16 protein-coding genes are annotated in these 16,545 nt (G+C 37.6%); 3 read left to right on the forward strand and 13 right to left on the reverse strand.

Annotated features, from left to right (window positions below; genetic code table 11):
• Positions 1 to 72 precede the first annotated feature (72 nt).
• From MHH95_RS02290 to MHH95_RS02315, 6 genes are read right to left on the reverse strand one after another with little or no spacing between them, the layout of a single operon-like run.
• Complete coding sequence (locus tag MHH95_RS02290; protein ID WP_340726301.1) at positions 73 to 1,047, reverse strand: Gfo/Idh/MocA family protein; 975 nt, start codon at positions 1,045 to 1,047, stop codon at positions 73 to 75.
• Positions 1,047 to 1,676, reverse strand: a complete 630-nt coding sequence (locus tag MHH95_RS02295) for a peptide ABC transporter substrate-binding protein (RefSeq protein ID WP_340726302.1) — start codon at positions 1,674 to 1,676, stop codon at positions 1,047 to 1,049. The genes MHH95_RS02290 and MHH95_RS02295 overlap by 1 nt, the downstream gene beginning before the upstream one ends.
• Positions 1,677 to 1,685: 9 nt before the next feature.
• Positions 1,686 to 2,738 (reverse strand): Gfo/Idh/MocA family protein, encoded by a 1,053-nt coding sequence (locus MHH95_RS02300; RefSeq protein ID WP_340726303.1) that lies wholly within the window; start codon positions 2,736 to 2,738, stop codon positions 1,686 to 1,688.
• A gap of 1 nt (position 2,739) precedes the next feature.
• Positions 2,740 to 3,744: a zinc-dependent alcohol dehydrogenase gene (locus MHH95_RS02305; protein WP_340726304.1), complete on the reverse strand. Its 1,005-nt coding sequence runs from the start codon at positions 3,742 to 3,744 to the stop codon at positions 2,740 to 2,742.
• Positions 3,722 to 4,801, reverse strand: a complete 1,080-nt coding sequence (locus MHH95_RS02310; RefSeq protein ID WP_340726305.1) for a dihydrodipicolinate synthase family protein — start codon at positions 4,799 to 4,801, stop codon at positions 3,722 to 3,724. Before MHH95_RS02310 ends, MHH95_RS02305 begins: the two co-directional genes overlap by 23 nt.
• Complete coding sequence (locus tag MHH95_RS02315) at positions 4,802 to 5,818, reverse strand: NAD-dependent epimerase/dehydratase family protein (protein ID WP_340726306.1); 1,017 nt, start codon at positions 5,816 to 5,818, stop codon at positions 4,802 to 4,804.
• An 82-nt stretch (positions 5,819 to 5,900) separates the two neighbouring features.
• Between MHH95_RS02315 and MHH95_RS02320 the strand changes: the two genes are divergently transcribed.
• Entirely contained in the window at positions 5,901 to 7,193 is a 1,293-nt protein-coding gene (locus tag MHH95_RS02320) for a transcriptional regulator (protein ID WP_340726307.1), read from the forward strand.
• Here the strand turns inward: MHH95_RS02320 and MHH95_RS02325 are convergent.
• The 4 genes from MHH95_RS02325 to MHH95_RS02340 form a co-directional block, all read right to left on the reverse strand.
• Complete coding sequence (locus tag MHH95_RS02325) at positions 7,187 to 8,026, reverse strand: Gfo/Idh/MocA family protein (protein ID WP_340726308.1); 840 nt, start codon at positions 8,024 to 8,026, stop codon at positions 7,187 to 7,189. The genes MHH95_RS02320 and MHH95_RS02325 overlap by 7 nt on opposite strands.
• 9 nt (positions 8,027 to 8,035) lie before the next feature.
• Positions 8,036 to 8,839 (reverse strand): carbohydrate ABC transporter permease, encoded by an 804-nt coding sequence (locus MHH95_RS02330; protein ID WP_340726309.1) that lies wholly within the window; start codon positions 8,837 to 8,839, stop codon positions 8,036 to 8,038.
• A 24-nt stretch (positions 8,840 to 8,863) separates the two neighbouring features.
• Positions 8,864 to 9,781, reverse strand: a complete 918-nt coding sequence (locus MHH95_RS02335; RefSeq protein WP_340726310.1) for a carbohydrate ABC transporter permease — start codon at positions 9,779 to 9,781, stop codon at positions 8,864 to 8,866.
• Positions 9,782 to 9,849: 68 nt separating this feature from the next.
• On the reverse strand, positions 9,850 to 11,157 hold the full coding sequence (locus MHH95_RS02340) for a sugar ABC transporter substrate-binding protein (protein WP_340726311.1): 1,308 nt from the start codon (positions 11,155 to 11,157) through the stop codon (positions 9,850 to 9,852).
• Positions 11,158 to 11,322: 165 nt separating this feature from the next.
• Between MHH95_RS02340 and MHH95_RS02345 the strand changes: the two genes are divergently transcribed.
• Positions 11,323 to 11,943, forward strand: a complete 621-nt coding sequence (locus MHH95_RS02345; RefSeq protein WP_340726312.1) for a YesL family protein — start codon at positions 11,323 to 11,325, stop codon at positions 11,941 to 11,943.
• Complete coding sequence (locus MHH95_RS02350) at positions 11,940 to 12,863, forward strand: alpha/beta hydrolase (protein WP_340726313.1); 924 nt, start codon at positions 11,940 to 11,942, stop codon at positions 12,861 to 12,863. The genes MHH95_RS02345 and MHH95_RS02350 overlap by 4 nt, the downstream gene beginning before the upstream one ends.
• Positions 12,864 to 12,920: 57 nt before the next feature.
• Here the strand turns inward: MHH95_RS02350 and MHH95_RS02355 are convergent, their stop codons facing one another.
• From MHH95_RS02355 to gatB, 3 genes are all read right to left on the reverse strand, one after another.
• Complete coding sequence (locus MHH95_RS02355) at positions 12,921 to 13,793, reverse strand: GNAT family N-acetyltransferase (protein ID WP_340726314.1); 873 nt, start codon at positions 13,791 to 13,793, stop codon at positions 12,921 to 12,923.
• The gene (gene nagA / locus MHH95_RS02360; protein ID WP_340726315.1) at positions 13,790 to 14,971 is read right to left on the reverse strand and encodes an N-acetylglucosamine-6-phosphate deacetylase; all 1,182 of its coding nucleotides are present in this window, start codon (positions 14,969 to 14,971) and stop codon (positions 13,790 to 13,792) included. The genes MHH95_RS02355 and nagA overlap by 4 nt, the downstream gene beginning before the upstream one ends.
• A 127-nt stretch (positions 14,972 to 15,098) precedes the next feature.
• Positions 15,099 to 16,544 carry an Asp-tRNA(Asn)/Glu-tRNA(Gln) amidotransferase subunit GatB gene (gene gatB / locus MHH95_RS02365; RefSeq protein ID WP_340726316.1) on the reverse strand — a complete coding sequence of 482 codons (1,446 nt, stop codon included), beginning with the start codon at positions 16,542 to 16,544 and terminating at the stop codon, positions 15,099 to 15,101.
• Between the last annotated feature and the right edge of the window lies 1 nt (position 16,545).

Below are 16,545 nucleotides of genomic sequence, written 5' to 3' on the forward strand. Positions count from 1 at the left end.
GCATCGATCCCTTCATCAATTACTTATTGGTTGAACGAAAAGGATACCCAGTGCGAGTATCCTTTGAGGTTTTTATAGTATTACAGCTTGCTTTCTATTATTGGATTCATATGCAGCTAATGCGATTTCTAGCGATTTCAAGCCATCATAACCGGAGATAAGTGGCTTTTCTCCATGCCTAATTGCTTTTAGGAAATCTACTATCAAATCAAAATCAGTATCATTTCCGCTATACAAATGTGTAAGTGACTTATTGCCCTTCCCATAAAGTTGGAGCTTCTCATTAAACACATCCACTTTACGTGTTGCTTTCGTACCGATGATTTCAATCATCACGTCACCCCATGTCGGAAATTCCGGGAACCTTGACCAGCTAGCATCATGTGAAGCGATCACACCATTATCGAATACAATCGTCATAATCCCTGCATCATCTGTTTTAAGCTCGGTAAAATAGTTGTTCGCAAATGCCGTTATTTCTTTTGCTTCACAATTCATATACCAGCGCATAATATCAACCATATGCACAGTATGATCCAGTACTGCACCACCGCCTGCCAACTTCTCATCTACAAACCAACCACCAGGATTTTGCCCTCTGTTAGTAGACCTTATTGCTATAATTTCGCCAAGCTCACCAGCTTCAATAGCAGCTTTTAAATCACGGATCGGTGCACTGTAACGAACTGGATAGGCTATTGAAAGATGCACACCGTTTTCCTCGCAAGCCTTGATCATCTCTTTTGCATCTTCAACATTCGTAGCAATTGGTTTCTCGCATAAAATATGCTTTTTTGCCTTTGCAGCAGCAATTACCATCTCTTTATGAAGCACATTTTCACTGCAAATAAGAACTACATCTAGATTTTCTGCCAAAAATAATTCCATATCGTCAAAAAAAGGAACTTCATATTGCTTACTTGCTTCTTCACCTCTTTTTATATCCGTATCAAAAATAGCCGTTAACTTCGTATCTGGAATACGTTGAATTGCCGATGCATAGCTCGTTGCATGGATATGCGCAAAACTCATAATGCCAATGTTCATTATTGTTCACCTCTTTGTAGGAATTGTTGTATAGTACTAAGCTTTTCTTCGTACGATTCATTCCAATGGATAGCAAACTGAACAACTGCATCAATATTTTTAAAGAGGTTTCGATTATTATCCTTGTCACTACTCATTTGCAAACTATCAAACTCTACAATATGCAGATGACTGCTCCACTCAAATTCAATACGGTCACTACCTGATTGATATTCCAAATGAGCCATAATGGAATCCCCAAATTCACATAGAACGATTGTATAATGCATTTCGCCGCCTTTATTAGAACGAACTGTCAGATTTCGAACATCCCCAAACCATTCTGACAAGGCAAGGATATCTTCTTTTATATATGAGAAATTATTAGTCGTTCTCCGCAATCGAAGTACACCTTTTACAGTATCGTGCGCTTGCAGTACTTGCTTTAGTTGAATGGCAAATGAATAAGACCATAAATCAAAATAGATGTTACCTTGTTTTTCCGATATTGAGAACGGTTGATATGCTTCTGCTGAAGGCTGCTGCAAAATTGTTACGACATTTGGTTCTTCACTATTCTCGGTTGTAAAGCGATACAGCGGAGAATGTGTTAGTAGCTGCTGATCTTTCTCTAATACTATCTTGACCATTATTATCACCTACAATTTGATTTCTTGGTTTGTTGCTGCTGATTCATAAATTGCCAACAACATTTTCGTTACTTCAACCCCATCCCTAACTGGCGAAATTGGCTGCACATTATTAATACAGCAATCAACAAAGTGATTAATTTCATTTACGAAAGAGCCAGCAAAATCAAAGCTTAGCAAATCAATTTGTGGGGTAATATTTAAAATCGTTTCATGTTGCTCCTTTATAATTGCCAACTCCGGCTCTACTTCCGCACCGCCATTCTCACCGTACAGCTTTACTGATATTTCATCCTGTTTGGCATGCAATGTAAAACTCACATCAATAAATAGAGAGGCACCATTTTCAAAGCGAATGAGTCCATTAGCTAAATCTTCAACGTCATTGTGCTCCGCATTATAGTCAGCGGCCTTATAAAAGGATAAATTTTCGATATGGGAGCGATTCCCCAGTTTCTTATACGTATTTCCTGATACGGACACCGGCTTCGGTTTACCCATTAAATACCAGCATAAATCAATCATATGTGTCCCTAAATCGATTAAAGGTCCGCCACCTGATTTTGATATATCACTGAACCAGCCACCCGGATTTCCTAAGCGGCGCAGGCATGAAGCTTTTGCATAATATATTTCGCCGAGTTCGCCTGCATCGATAAATTTTTTCAGTACTCCTACATTCGTTCCAAAGCGGCGTACATTGCCGACTTGTAGAATCTTTTTCGATTCTTTTACTGCAGCTTCCACTGCATAAGCCTCTTCTAGATTGAGACTCAATGGTTTTTCAAGCAGCACATGCTTGTTATTTTGAAGCGCCTGTATGGCAATATCTGCATGTGAATTATTCCATGTGCAAATACTCACTGCATCAATTTGTTCATTTGCTAGAAATTCGCCTACTTCTGTATATAAATTTTCTACTAAATATTTTTTTCCTAAGCCATGCAGTCTTACTTCATTCGTATCACAGATTGCAATAATCTCTACATTGGGATTCTCAAAGTAAGGTCTTAAATGAAACTCCGAAATCGAGCCACCGCCAATTACACCAACCTTTAACATTTTAATTCCCTCCTAAATATTCAATAATGGCTGTTAATGCCTCACTATTTTCCAACATGTTATATACATCCGCTGAATTTTTAAAAGGGATTTGCATTTGTACAAAGTCAGAAACATCTATCGCCTTTCGTTCCAGTAAACGAATATACGCTGCTAAATTACGTCCTTCTGTCCAACGAACATAATGATATGGGTAGTCCATTGCTTCTTTTTCATAGCGAGCATCATAACGACCTGGTCCGCCAGCTCGTGAAATCGTTATTATTGCTTCTTTTATAAACAATTGTTCTCGGTTGAATTGCGGTTCGACATCTCCAACAATTACAATCCTCCCCTGCTTTCGAACCCACTCAAGACTACGTGAAGTTGTTTCGGAATGCTTACCACCCGCGCATAAGAGTACAGCATCAACCCCATGTCCGTTTGTAAAGGTTGTAATATGTTGCTCCATCTTTATTAAATCAGAAAAAACCTCGATACCTGGTGTATGCTTTAACATTTCTGCTCGTTTTTCATTTGGCTCATAGCAAATCACATCATAGCTTGCTGCTGCACAAATTTTTGCAATCATTTGCCCAAGTACACCTAATCCAATAACTACAACCGATTCACCAAATTGCAGCTGCCCTTGTCGTATTGCGTGTATAGCAATTGTACCGTGTGCCGCAAATGCTGCATGCTGCGGTACTACATCTGCAGAGCACTTAGCAACCAATGTTTCCGGAACTACAAGTTGCTCCATATGCCCAACATAAGGTGCACCGTAGCAAGCAACAACATCCCCTACTTGAATACCTTTGACACTTTGGCCAATTTGCTTTACTTTCCCAACCGCGCTATAGCCGAGTTGACGAACGCCATCCTTGCTTCCTTCAATTAATAGTCGCTCCGTTCCTGGAGAAACAGCGGTATAGATGGTTTCAACTAAAACTCCTGTTGCAAAAAGCTCGGGTGATTGTATTTCCACCAACTTTGCTACCCCATTATGTGCTTGTAAAGCTTTCACGTTGCTCACCTGATTTCCACTCTGGTAAATTTTGTTTAATAAATGAATCATCGTGTAAATGCGGATACATTTCATAAACACGCGTAATTTCTTCAGCCTGCCCTTCACTTAGCACTTCATGATCTGCCAAACACCAATTACCTTTCAGCAAACCTTGTCTAGTTAATACTTCATTAATCCCTGCAATGCTCCCTTTAAAGGCATGTGCCGGATCAAAGAATGCTGCATTTGCATCTGTCACCTCTATTGCCTTAGATAACCAGCTTGCATCTATTTGTGCGTTGTCCCTAATTGCTTTTATATCTTCAAAATATTGGACAGCTGTTTTTGCCCATACCGACCAATGCCCTAATAGACCACCAACAATTCGTTTTTTAACGTTTTCTCCATTTATATTAAATTCGTATTCTGTTAACAAATCGACGATGATATTATCATCATTACCTGTATAGAGCGCGATCTCATTTCGACGACTACTATTGCATACTGCACGAACAACATCGAGCGTTTGATAACGATTAAAAGGTGCCATCTTAATTGCATAGACATTTTCAATATTTGCTAGTTCCCGCCAAAAATCATACGTCAATAAACGTCCTCCAACTGATGGTTGTAAATAGAAGCCCACTACAGGTATAATTTTGGCCACTTCTCTCGTTCGCTCCAATAGTTGCTCTTCCGACTGATCCTGCAACCCTCCCATACTTAACAATGCTAAGTCATAGCCAAGTTTTTTTAATATAGCTGCTTCATTCAAAGCCTGTTCTATAGGACCACAAACACCGCCTATTTTAATGAAACATTCAGATACATTCGCTTTATTTATCTCGTCTATCGCTAAGGAAAGTACGCGCTCATATAAGTTGAATTGTGGATCGCGAATTTCAAATTGTGTGGTATGCACTCCTACAGCCAAGCCGCCCACACCTGCTGCAATATAATATTTCGTCAAAGCACGCTGACTTACTTCATCTAATGATTTGTCCTCGTTTAAAGCTAATGGGTGCGCTGGAATAAAGGCACCATCAAACAATGCTTTTCTTACTGCCTCATTCATTTAAAACGCCCCTTTTCTCTCTTGGAAATGCGTTGGTTTATTTAATGTTGTTCCATCTAATTTTACCCAATTCGCAACTAGGTCTAGCATTTGCTCTATAGATACTTTTGGATAGCCGAATAATTTATGGGCATGGGCAGCTGTGTTTAATAGTGCTGTCTCCTGCTCAACACCAATTATTAAAGCTTCCTTATTAAAGCGTGCTGCAAATTCTTTTGCTAACCAACGTACAGATAATGTTTCTGGTCCTGTAACATTCAGTATTTTTACAGGAGATTCACAATGCAGTAGTGAACGGATGGCATATTCGTTGGCGTCTCCTTGCCAAATTACATTGACACTACCCATCGTGACATCGACTGGCTCGTTATTGTAAACCGATTTTGCAATTTCCAATAGAACACCGTATCTTAAATCAATGGCATAATTTAGACGGAACATTAACATTTTCGTCTCGAAGCGGTTGGAAAAGTTCGTGAAAATACGTTCTCTTCCCAAAGTGGACATTGCATATTCCCCAACCGGCACTGGCGTCACATCCTCTCCACAGTTGCCTGCTGCAACAGGAGTAAACGGATAGATGTTTCCGGAAGAAAATACAACAATATTAGAATCCTTATATTTATCTGCAACACGACCTGGTACGTATGTATTCATTGCCCATGTGAAGTGTTCATTATTTACTGTTCCAAACTTATTGCCTGCCATGAAAATAACATTAGGAATTTCCGGTAGCTGAGCCAGTTGCGCTTCATCCAATAAATCGCAAGTAATCGTTTCAATTCCTGCCGCTTCCAGCTCCTCTTTCATCTCTTTATTTGAGAATCTAGCGACGCCGATAATTCGCTTCTCAATACCGGCCTCTTCAGCCGCGCGCTTAGCCATTTTAGCTAAGGTTGGGCCCATCTTTCCTGCTATTCCTAAAATCAGTATATCCCCATCAATTTTTTTAATATCCTCTACCAATGCTGCAGATGGTTTTGTCATAAATTCTTCCAATTGTTGAACCGTTTGCATAAGATCACCTCTTTTTAATTTGAATATTCTAACAAATTTCTGTAAAATTATTATACTATGGATTTTTGGAGGCCTAGACATAATGAATAATCACACACCGTATACCTCACAAAGTTTAATAGGCATTATCGTTCCTGAAATTTTGTTGGAAACTATAAAAGAAACATTACGTGGATTTCCAAATATCCAACCTCATTATTTTATAATTCATGATTTTTCAATGACGAACGATTTACAGCGATTTATATATGAATATGAAATGCTGGTCGTCGCCGATCCTTATATTTTTCAGCAGCTAAAGATTTATGACTCATCACTGCCTCTTTATCAAATTAATAGTAGAGCACTTCGTCTATACGAATTACTATTAACCCATCAATTACAAAATGTACAAAAGCAATATTGTTTCGACTTAATGCAGCAAAGTGACATATTATCGATTACACATCAATTACAGCAAGAAATTGATTTTGTTTACTCAATAGGCGAAACGATCGATGAAATAGTGGATGCACATACAAAACATGCTGAGCAAGGTGCGTTCCCTATTACTACCATTGCCTCTGTCTATACATCCTTATGTGAACGTAATATAGAGTGCCGTTATTTAATCCCGACAAAGCAAGAAATGATCGTTGCTTTTGAACGCGTGCTTTTAGCCTCCAAAGGACGACAAAATAAAGAAAGCCAGATTGTATATGGCATTATTCAATTTGAATCAATCACTAATCAAGTGCAATCCAAAGTAGAACAAATATTGCACTATTTTACACAGCAGTTGGATGGTCATTTAATTATGCTGAACCCACTGCAATATAGTTTTATTACAACTAGGGGACAGTTTGAACGTGAAACACTCGGCTACAAACATCTACCATTACTATCTCGATTTAAAGAAGAGCTGCAAATCAATTGCACAATCGGAATTGGATTTGGTATTAATGCCTATGACTCCGGTCGTCATGCAAAACAGGCACTATACCAGGCAAATGAAAATGGACCAAATCTCTGCTATATTGTGCGCGAAGATAATAGTGTCATTGGACCAATAGACACAACCGTTTTCATTAACTACGAACAGTACCCTCTAGTAATTACAGACTTAAATTTACTGGAACGGGCTGAAAAAGCTGGGATGTCTGCTTCTTATATTTCCAAATTAATGGGTCGTATAATGAAGCACCAAAAACTTGTTTATACTGCGGACGAACTTGCACAAACACTAAATATTACTCTGCGCAGCGCCAACCGGATTTTACTTAAATGGTTGGATGCTGGATTAGTTGATATTATTGGTGAGGAAAAGGTAGCCCATCGCGGTCGTCCTAGGCGCATCTATTATATTCAGTTTTTGGAGGATATAAAAAATCAATGATTTTTGAACGCCGTCATAGTCATCTGCTCCAATATTCTAATAGTCTCCAAACTCTCTACCTGATTTATTGGACTTTCCCGTAATCTAAAAAACTGTTCAATTGCATCAATTAAGTAATCGTAAAACTGAAAATTACCTTCACCAATTTCAAACCATTCACTCTGTTGATGAGTGTGGGTTACAAATTGAAAACTTTGACGACCTTGTAAGTAACCACGAATTGTAGACACTGTACCATCCATAAATGTAAGTGTGATAAAGTGTTGCTGTTCATTGGACGTTACAGCTATGTCTTCGATCCCCATTCCCTTTAATGCACTAATCATTTCGACTGCATGTATACCATAGTAGAAATAATCTACATCACCTAACATTGGCAGTGGGGTTATTATATCCACTGCCTTAATGTACCTCTGGGATTTGGCTATTTGGATTTCTTCTGCAAACCGTAAAGCTGAACAACTCATTATAGGAATCCCATGTTTGTTGGCAAGTTCTATAATAGCCAAAGCCTGCTCATAATTTTGTGCCAATGGTTTATCTATGAAAACAGGCTTTTTTGCAGCTGACAACTCTTCAAATTGTTCAAAGTGCTGTGATGCATCAACTGATGTAATGATAAACGCATCACAAATCTGCATCATTTCTTGTAAAGAATCGATAAATGGAATACCGTTTTCACATATTTGTCCCGAGATTCTTACAATCCTTGTACTGCTTAATTCAATTGAAGATCCACCTCGATAAGCAAATATTTCATGACCTTTATTCATTAATCGTTCACTAAAGGCAATCGCATGAGATGAGTCTGTTCCAATAATTCCTATCTTCATGGCAGCCCCCTACTTAATACCTGACATCGTAATTCCTTCCGTAAAATAACGCTGGAAAAAGATAAATATTAAAAACGTCGGTATAAATGAAATTGTTGCCCCTGCCATTTCGACACCGAAGTTGCCTTCTTTTCCGAGCATTGAGGCAAGACCAACTGTAACAGGGAACATCTTCTCATTAGTCAAATAAATCAATGGCTGGAATAAGTCATTCCAGTTTGAAATAAAGGCAAAGGTACCGACTGTCGCAACAACCGGAAATGAGAGTGGTAAAATAATTTTGAAGAAAATTTGCCAGTCATTTGCCCCATCAATATAGGCTGCCTCCTCCAAATCCTTCGGTATACCTTGTAGAAATTGCCTTACTAAAAATACCCCCATGATTGCCCATAATTCAGGTACAATTAATGCCCAATATGTATTTATCCAACCGAAATCAGCGAACATAATATATTTGGGAATTATAAATAGCTGTTGAGGAATCATGATAACCGCCATAAAAGTCCAAAAAATCGCTTCTTTTCCCCAAAATTGCTTTTTGGCAAATATATAACCTAATAGTGCTGCAAAAAGCATTTGAGTCATAACCGGAATTACGGTAATAACGATAGAGTTCCAAATCCATCGTAAAAAAATGCCGTTTGAAAAAATCGTAATATAGTTTTGAATTGATGGATTGGTCGGTAGCCAAAACAGTGGATCAATTTGTGCTTGCTTTACTTCTTTTAACGATCCGAACACCATGATAATAAATGGCATAATAAAAACGATTGCTAATATTGCCAATGCTGTATAAGAGATTACTTTTTTCATTTATTTGCTCCTCCCCGCACCAGCTTAATAATAATTTGGGTCTTTCCCAATGTATTTACGTTGAATTAACGAGATAATTAAAATAATAAAGAACAACACATACGATAAAACTGCTGCATAGCTCAAATTTAGGCTTGTAAACCCTTGATGATATAGGTAATACACAATTGTAGTCGTTGAATAGTTTGGTCCACCATTTGTTAATAGGAAGGCTGAATCAAAAATTTGAAACGAACCAATCGTTGTTGTAATCGCAACGTAAAAGTGTATCGGCTTTAACATTGGAAAGGTCACTTTCCAGAACATTTTCCATGAATTTGCACCATCAATTCGTGCTGCTTCATATAATTGACGGTCGATGGATTGTAAGCCCGCATAGTAATAAATCATCGTAGTACCAGCTACTTTAAAAATACTTAATCCTGCCAAAACAAGAAGTGCCTGTGATGAACTAGATAAAAACAGCTGTGGGTCAATGCCGACAAAACCGATTAAATAGTTAATAAAGCCATCTTCTGTCCCACGGAATAACCATCCCCAAATTCCTGCAATAATTACGAATGATGTAACAACCGGCAAGAAAAATAGCCCTTTAAAGAAGCCTGAAAACTTAATACCCGAATTAATAATCAGTGCCAAAACTAGGCCAAGCGCCATTGTCGGCAGTATATAGTAGACGGAAAACTTAACAGTATTCCATATTGCTTTCCATGCGATTTCATCATCAAATAGATTTTTCCAATGCTTTAATCCCACAAATTCAGGGTCGCCAATTATTTTCCAATCATGAAAAGTTAAATAGAAGCTAAGAGCAAATGGATAAACTTGAAATATGATAAAGTGAATGAGAACTGGAATGAGCACGATATAGACTAATAAATTTTTATTTAATTCTCTCTTTATTCGTGCACTAAGTGATTGTTTAGAAGTTGTAGAGGTCACATGCCTCACCCTTTCTGTACTTGAAGTAATGAGAGAGTTTGATCATTAAGACCAAACTCTCCTTTAAACTATTTGTTGATCAATTTATCAATCGCTTCAGCTGACTTATCCGCAGCTTCTTGAGGAGATTGTTTTCCTTCTAGCATTGCTTGAATTTCAGCTTGAACTAAAGGCATAATGTTACGGCCTTCCGGATGGATAATACCCGGCTTAGCATATTGAGTGTAGCCTGCTAATTGAGCCATGTATGGTTGTGAATCAAAAATATCCTTTGCATCGTCGCGTGTAGGGATATATTGTGTAATATTGTTAAACGTACGTTGATTTTCAGTGTTTGTTACATATTTCATGAACTCTGCTGCCGCTTCCGGATTTTTGGAAATTGCAGAACCTACGAACATTCCAACAGTACCGTAAGTTAACTGCTCAGCATCTTTTAATGGCGGTGCAATAACAAATTCAAATGGTTTCTCAGCTAATAGACGGTTAACAGAAATACCTGAACCGTTTACTGCAAGTAACTTACCGCCAAAGTATAATGAGTCATGATCAAGTGCTGTAATTGAATCTTGAGGGATCCAACCTTTTGTATACATTTCATTAATTAATTCAAATGACTTAACTGCTTCCGGCTTGTTAATTAAAATATTATTACTCTCATCAATTACGTTACCGCCAGCTTGCCATAAGAATGGATAAAGTGTGTTATTTAACGAACCGCCACCTGCATATGAGAATGCATAGTAGCCCGCTGCTTTTGCTTTTTCTGCTAAAGCTTTAAATTCATCCCAAGTTGTTGGAAGGCTGTTTTCATCAACGCCCAACTCAGCTAAAATTTCTTTATTATAAACTAAAGACTCAGCCGTTTGAAGAATTGGCATACCATACTGTTTACCCTTCCAGCTTGTTGCTTCGATCGCTGTTGGTACAAATCCGCTTAATTCTTCATCTGTCACATATTGTGAAATATCTAAAATTAACTGTTGCTCTGCATATTGAGGCATTTGGTCAGGGATTACATAGAATACATCCGGACCTTGACCTGCTGCTAAAGCTGTCAGGATTTTTTGGTCACGGTTAGCCCATGGAATTTGTTCGAAGTTTACTTTTACCCCTGTTTCACTCTCAAAGTCAGCTGCGAAAGTCTTCCACATGTCACCTTCACCTGTCGTACCGTCTGTATATGGATGTGCCCACACTGTGATTTCTCCAGATAATCCTGTAGATTCCTCTGTCTCACTGTTAGCGCTTCCATTATCGGTAGTCGTGTTAGTATCAGTTGAATTAGTTTCATCATCACCACAAGCAACCATTACAGCAGAAAGTACCAATACTAGAAATAATAGCCCGAACTTTTTAAAAATTGAAATACTCATACCCCATCCCCCTTTTTCTTTCTCATTTGTATAAAATAGCAAATTCGCTATTTTTCTCAGACTACAAAAAAAATCGAATTAACTCAAGTCCATTAAAAGTCCTTAATTTAAATTGAACGATTTTTCTGACTTTTTATCTTATAATAAGGCTAAGGGGGTATTTTCATGTCATTTTGGGACGGCTTTTATAGTTTTGGTGTAAAACTATTAAAAATAATATACTTGAACTTTTTATGGTTATTTTTTTCTGCGATTGGACTTTTTGTTTTCGGACTGTTTCCGGCAACGATTGCTTTATTTACGATTACACGACAACTGTTGCTGGATATTGAGAAGCCGATTACGCAGACTTTTTGGGAAGTCTATAAAAATGAGTGGCTTAAAGGAAATGGCTATGCAGTCATTAGTTATATCATTCTATTCATTTTAGCTATCGATTTTTATGCAATTTATACTTTTGAATCTTTATCAATTCTACTTATACCAACTTTTATTATTGCGTTCATTATTTTTGGCACTTTGTTTTTCTTCTTTCCAGTGTATGTACATTTTGATTTAGCATTTTTTGCAATGATTAAACAGGCGTTTTTATTCACTATTACTTCGCCTTTTACTGTTGTATTGAATGCGTTAAGTATTATTTTTATATATTTTGTTTTTAATATTATGCCGGGTGCAATACCACTATTTATCGGAAGTGTTCTTAGTCTATTAATCATGAAGTTTTCGCTTCGTTCCTTTAAAAAAATCGAACAAAGGAAGTTATCGGAGGCTGTCTCAGTATGAATGGGCTGCACCCTGAGCTGGTTAAAATTTTTAATAGTAAGTTAAAAAATGCACGTACATTTCATCAACTCATAACAAATCGAGCATTCACCCATTTTTCCAAGCAATATTTCCGGACAGAAAATTGCATAGTGGAAGAAATGATGATTAATAATGTACGCGTTATTTGTTTAAAACCGAAGCAAGCGTTACAAAATATGCCATGTTTCGTTTGGTTTCATGGTGGTGGAATGGTATTTGGCAATCCGGATGATAGTATTCCTTACGTCATCGAATTTGTCCATAGTTTCCAAGCAGTTGTATTCATCCCACAATATCGCCTTGCTCCAGAACATCCTTATCCTGCTGCTCTGGAGGATGGTTATGAAACTTTAACATGGATTAGTAAACATGCGAACGCTCTAAATATAGATCCTGGCAAAATAATAGTAAGCGGAGGCAGTGCAGGGGGTAACTTAGCATTGGCTGTAGCATTAAAGGCACGAGATGAAAAAGGACCGCAAATAGCAGCGATTTTGCCATTATATCCGATGCTTGATGCGAAAGAACGATCGTTTCATAAGCAGTTTACTTCACCTGCTATTTGGAATGATGATAAAAACAGATACAGTTGGAATGCATATTTAGGCAATATGAAAACCGTTCCCTCATATGCCTCACCTTTTTATGCCAATGTAGAAAGACTTCCACCAATCTATACTTTTATAGGTACCCATGATCTTTTTTATGAGGAAGTTTGTGAGTTTGTTGATAAATTACGTGAAGCGCATATAGAAGTTCAACTGGATATTTATAGAGGCTGCATTCATGGATTTGATTTAGAGGATATACCAATCGCCCATGAAGCAAAAAAGCGCCTTCTACACGTCACCGCAAAATTATTAGACGTACATACTAATTTTGGCGATTTGCCCGACTAAACTTCTTAAATAGACCGCAAAATGGAGGTCCGGATAACATTTCCGAACCTCCATTTATTATGCTAAACCACTATATGGATACAGTAAATTATTCGGATAGTCGACATCAATTTGATTTTTTACAAACATGGCTCCCTCATCTATGAACAATTCCTGTACAACAGGAATTTTTAAATCATCCGGCGTAAAGCACAGTTTAATTTTAGAGGTTTTAATCGGTAGGCTTTCCAACAATTCCAACAAATCAAAAGGTTCTTTAGAAATTACATCAATTACCTCAACATGCTGAGCTGATTCTTTTAAAATGACATATACCTGGAACTTTGGAACATAGTAGATATATTCCCGATATTGTGTCAACGCATGGAACATAACAATACTTTCATTTTGAACCATACTCATTTTTTGGCTAATTGGTACACGGTTCATCGTCGTATTGTAAAATAACTTTCTTTCGATATTATCATCCATGTTAATTTTTTTTATTTCCGTTTCATTGGATACAAGATCTTTTTTATCCAATGTAAAAGTAGATTGGGTACGCATTTCAAATCCAAACTTCGGATAAAAACCTAATACTGACTTATTTGCAAATAAGTAAAGTATATTGGCATTTGCATGATCCTCCATTACCTTTTCCATTAGCCGCCGTGATAATCCCTTCCCTTGGAATTTTGGATTTGTCATGACAGTCCCTATTTGAACAGCTTTATACTGTTTGCCATCTAAAACCATCAATCCCATACTTGTTGATACATTTGAAGCTATTTCACCATCCACTTCAAAGGCATAGGGACAATATGTATCGTTCCAATAACCAAGCTCATCCCATTGTTCAAATTTAAGACCAAACGTTTCATCAGCCAAATTAAAAAAGCTCCTTTTTAGCTGTAAGTCATTACGTATAGCATCCCCTTTAATAAAATTCACTCGGACTCCCCCTTTAGATTCTCAAAAATTACTTTTCCTTCTGAAACCGTCATTACAACATCCTCTTGTTCATTTATTATATAAAAATCAGCATCTTTTCCAATTTCGATTGAACCTTTATGTTCATATAACCCTAACAGTTTTGCACTATTTGTTGCCGTCAGTTTAGCCAGCGTCAAGTCTGATAGTTGCAACCATTCTTTCATGTTTTTTCTTGCCTTATTTAAATTAAGTGTACTTCCTGCAAGCGCATCACTTTCGACGAGTTTACACAATCCATTCTCTACACGAACTTGCTGTCCACCTAGATCATAAATGCCATCTGCTAATTCAGTCGCCCTCATACTATCTGATATTAATATCATCCGGTCTTCACCAATCGTATCAAAAATAAAGCGGATCATATCTGGATCAATATGTATTCCGTCCGCAATAATCTCTAGCTTACTGTCACTTTGCAATAAAGCGACTTGCAGACCTGGCTCACGGTGATGGATTGGCCTCATTCCATTGCAAAAATGAGTAGCATTTTGAATTAGCTGTTGCTCCAATAAGACCTTTGTTTCAGCATACTTCGCATTAGAGTGTCCGATGGATGCTACAATGTCATTATTTTTCAAGTATGATGCTAGCTTTTCCCCTTCATCCAGTTCCGCTGCAAAGGTTATGAGCTTTATTTGTTTTTGTGAAGTTGTATTTAGTTTTTCAAAAATTTCAGCAGAGGGCTTTATAATATATTGATCAGACTGTGCTCCCTTTTGAATCGGATTAATAAATGGACCTTCTAGATGAATTCCTGCGATTTTGGCACCCTCTACTGAACTTCCCGTATCGGCAATCGTTCGTAAAGCATGTTCAATTTGATTTACTGCGGCTGTCATTGTAGTTGCCAAAAAACTAGTCACACCATGCTTGGCAAGTGCTTTACTAATCGTATTAAGACTACTTTTCGTTCCGTCCATTACATCTGCACCGGACATTCCGTGGATATGCTGGTCAATCATCCCTGGCATTAATTTATAAGTAGCCTTTGTTTCCACAAGTTCAATCTGTTCAGGTAAGTCGTTTTTTTTACAAAACCGGACAATTTTTCTTCCTTCAACAACCGCATAATGTTCCAGTTCTATTTGATGTTCTCGTACAATTTGAATTGGTCCAACACACCAGATCTTTTCCATGATAAATCCCTCCCTCTTCCTCACTTTTTATATTTCCAATTATTAGCTTATGATTATAATTTATCAAGTGAATTCCTATAAAAAAACGACAGTCTATTTATAATAGACTGTCGTTCACACGAAGAAATTATCGTTTATTTATTTCTTCCATTAAAATTTGATTTGTTAATTGAGGATTTGCCTGACCTTTAGAAGCTTTCATAATTTGGCCTAAAAGTGCTTTAATCGCACGTTCGTTGCCGCCTAAGAAATCAGCTACCGATTTTGCATCATTATCAAGAACAGTTGTTACGAAGCCTCGAATTACTTCTGGATCAGAAATTTGAACTAAGCCTTTTTCCTTCACGATTTTCGCTGCATCGCCACCGTTAGTAACTAATTCAGTGAATACTTTTTTCGCGATTTTAGAAGAAATTGTGCCGTCCGTAATTAATTTCACCATACCAGCTAAGTTTTCTGGTGTTAAAGCAGTATCTTTCAGCTCTTTTTGCTCTGAGTTTAAGTATGCAGAAACGTCACCCATTAACCAGTTGGCTGCTAATTTTGCATCTGCTCCTGCTGTTACAGTTGCATCAAAGAAATCAGAAATCTCTTTATTAACAACAAGTACGTTTGCATCATAATCTGTTAAGCCTAATTCAGAAACGTAACGTGATTTACGAGCATCCGGTAATTCAGGAATTGACTGACGGATACGCTCTACCCACTCATCAGAAATAGAAAGACGTACTAAGTCTGGTTCCGGGAAGTAACGGTAATCATCCGTACCTTCTTTTACACGCATTAAAATCGTTTTACCTGTCTTTTCATCGAAGCGACGCGTCTCTTGCTCAATAATGCCACCAGCCATTAGTACTTCTGCCTGACGAACTTCCTCATGCTCTAAACCACGGCGTACAAAGTTAAATGAGTTTAAGTTTTTAAGCTCAGTTTTTGTACCGAACTCTTCTTGACCATATGGACGGATCGAAATGTTCGCATCACAACGTAATGAACCTTCTTCCATACGTACATCTGATACACCGGAATATTGAATAATTGACTTCACTTTTTCAAGGTATGCATATGCTTCATCCGGAGTGCGGATATCTGGCTCAGAAACAATCTCAACAAGAGGAGTACCTTGACGATTTAAGTCTACTAAAGAATAACCATCAGCGTGTGTTAATTTACCTGCATCTTCTTCCATGTGAAGACGTGTAATACCGATTTTCTTTTTGTAGCCCGGCGTATCGCCTTTAGCAGGAATTTCGATTTCAACCCATCCGTTTTTACCGATTGGCTTATCAAATTGTGAAATTTGGTAAGCTTTCGGATTGTCCGGATAGAAGTAGTTTTTGCGGTCGAATTTAGTTTCTTGTTCGATTTCCATGTTTAATGCTAAAGAAGCACGAATCGCATAGTCCACTACTTGTTTATTTAATACTGGCAAAACACCTGGGTACCCAAGATCAATTACCGACGTATTTGTGTTTGGCTCTGCACCGAAATGGTTTGGGGAAGCCGAGAATATTTTAGAATTCGTTTTTAATTCAACGTGAATTTCTAAACCAATGACTGTTTCAAAGTTCATC

The sequence above is a fragment of the Solibacillus sp. FSL K6-4121 genome, assembly GCF_038002585.1.
GTDB classification, from domain to species: Bacteria; Bacillota; Bacilli; order Bacillales_A; family Planococcaceae; genus Solibacillus; species Solibacillus faecavium.

Coding starts and splice junctions, on each gene's coding strand:
- MHH95_RS02290 (WP_340726301.1), bottom strand. CDS start 1,047: ATGAACATTGGCATTATGAGTTTTGCGCATATCCATGCAACGAGCTAT.
- MHH95_RS02295 (WP_340726302.1), bottom strand. CDS start 1,676: ATGGTCAAGATAGTATTAGAGAAAGATCAGCAGCTACTAACACATTCT.
- MHH95_RS02300 (WP_340726303.1), bottom strand. CDS start 2,738: ATGTTAAAGGTTGGTGTAATTGGCGGTGGCTCGATTTCGGAGTTTCAT.
- MHH95_RS02310 (WP_340726305.1), bottom strand. CDS start 4,801: ATGAATGAGGCAGTAAGAAAAGCATTGTTTGATGGTGCCTTTATTCCA.
- MHH95_RS02315 (WP_340726306.1), bottom strand. CDS start 5,818: ATGCAAACGGTTCAACAATTGGAAGAATTTATGACAAAACCATCTGCA.
- MHH95_RS02320 (WP_340726307.1), top strand. CDS start 5,901: ATGAATAATCACACACCGTATACCTCACAAAGTTTAATAGGCATTATC.
- MHH95_RS02325 (WP_340726308.1), bottom strand. CDS start 8,026: ATGAAGATAGGAATTATTGGAACAGACTCATCTCATGCGATTGCCTTT.
- MHH95_RS02330 (WP_340726309.1), bottom strand. CDS start 8,839: ATGAAAAAAGTAATCTCTTATACAGCATTGGCAATATTAGCAATCGTT.
- MHH95_RS02340 (WP_340726311.1), bottom strand. CDS start 11,157: ATGAGTATTTCAATTTTTAAAAAGTTCGGGCTATTATTTCTAGTATTG.
- MHH95_RS02345 (WP_340726312.1), top strand. CDS start 11,323: ATGTCATTTTGGGACGGCTTTTATAGTTTTGGTGTAAAACTATTAAAA.
- MHH95_RS02350 (WP_340726313.1), top strand. CDS start 11,940: ATGAATGGGCTGCACCCTGAGCTGGTTAAAATTTTTAATAGTAAGTTA.
- nagA (WP_340726315.1), bottom strand. CDS start 14,971: ATGGAAAAGATCTGGTGTGTTGGACCAATTCAAATTGTACGAGAACAT.
- gatB (WP_340726316.1), bottom strand. CDS start 16,544: ATGAACTTTGAAACAGTCATTGGTTTAGAAATTCACGTTGAATTAAAA.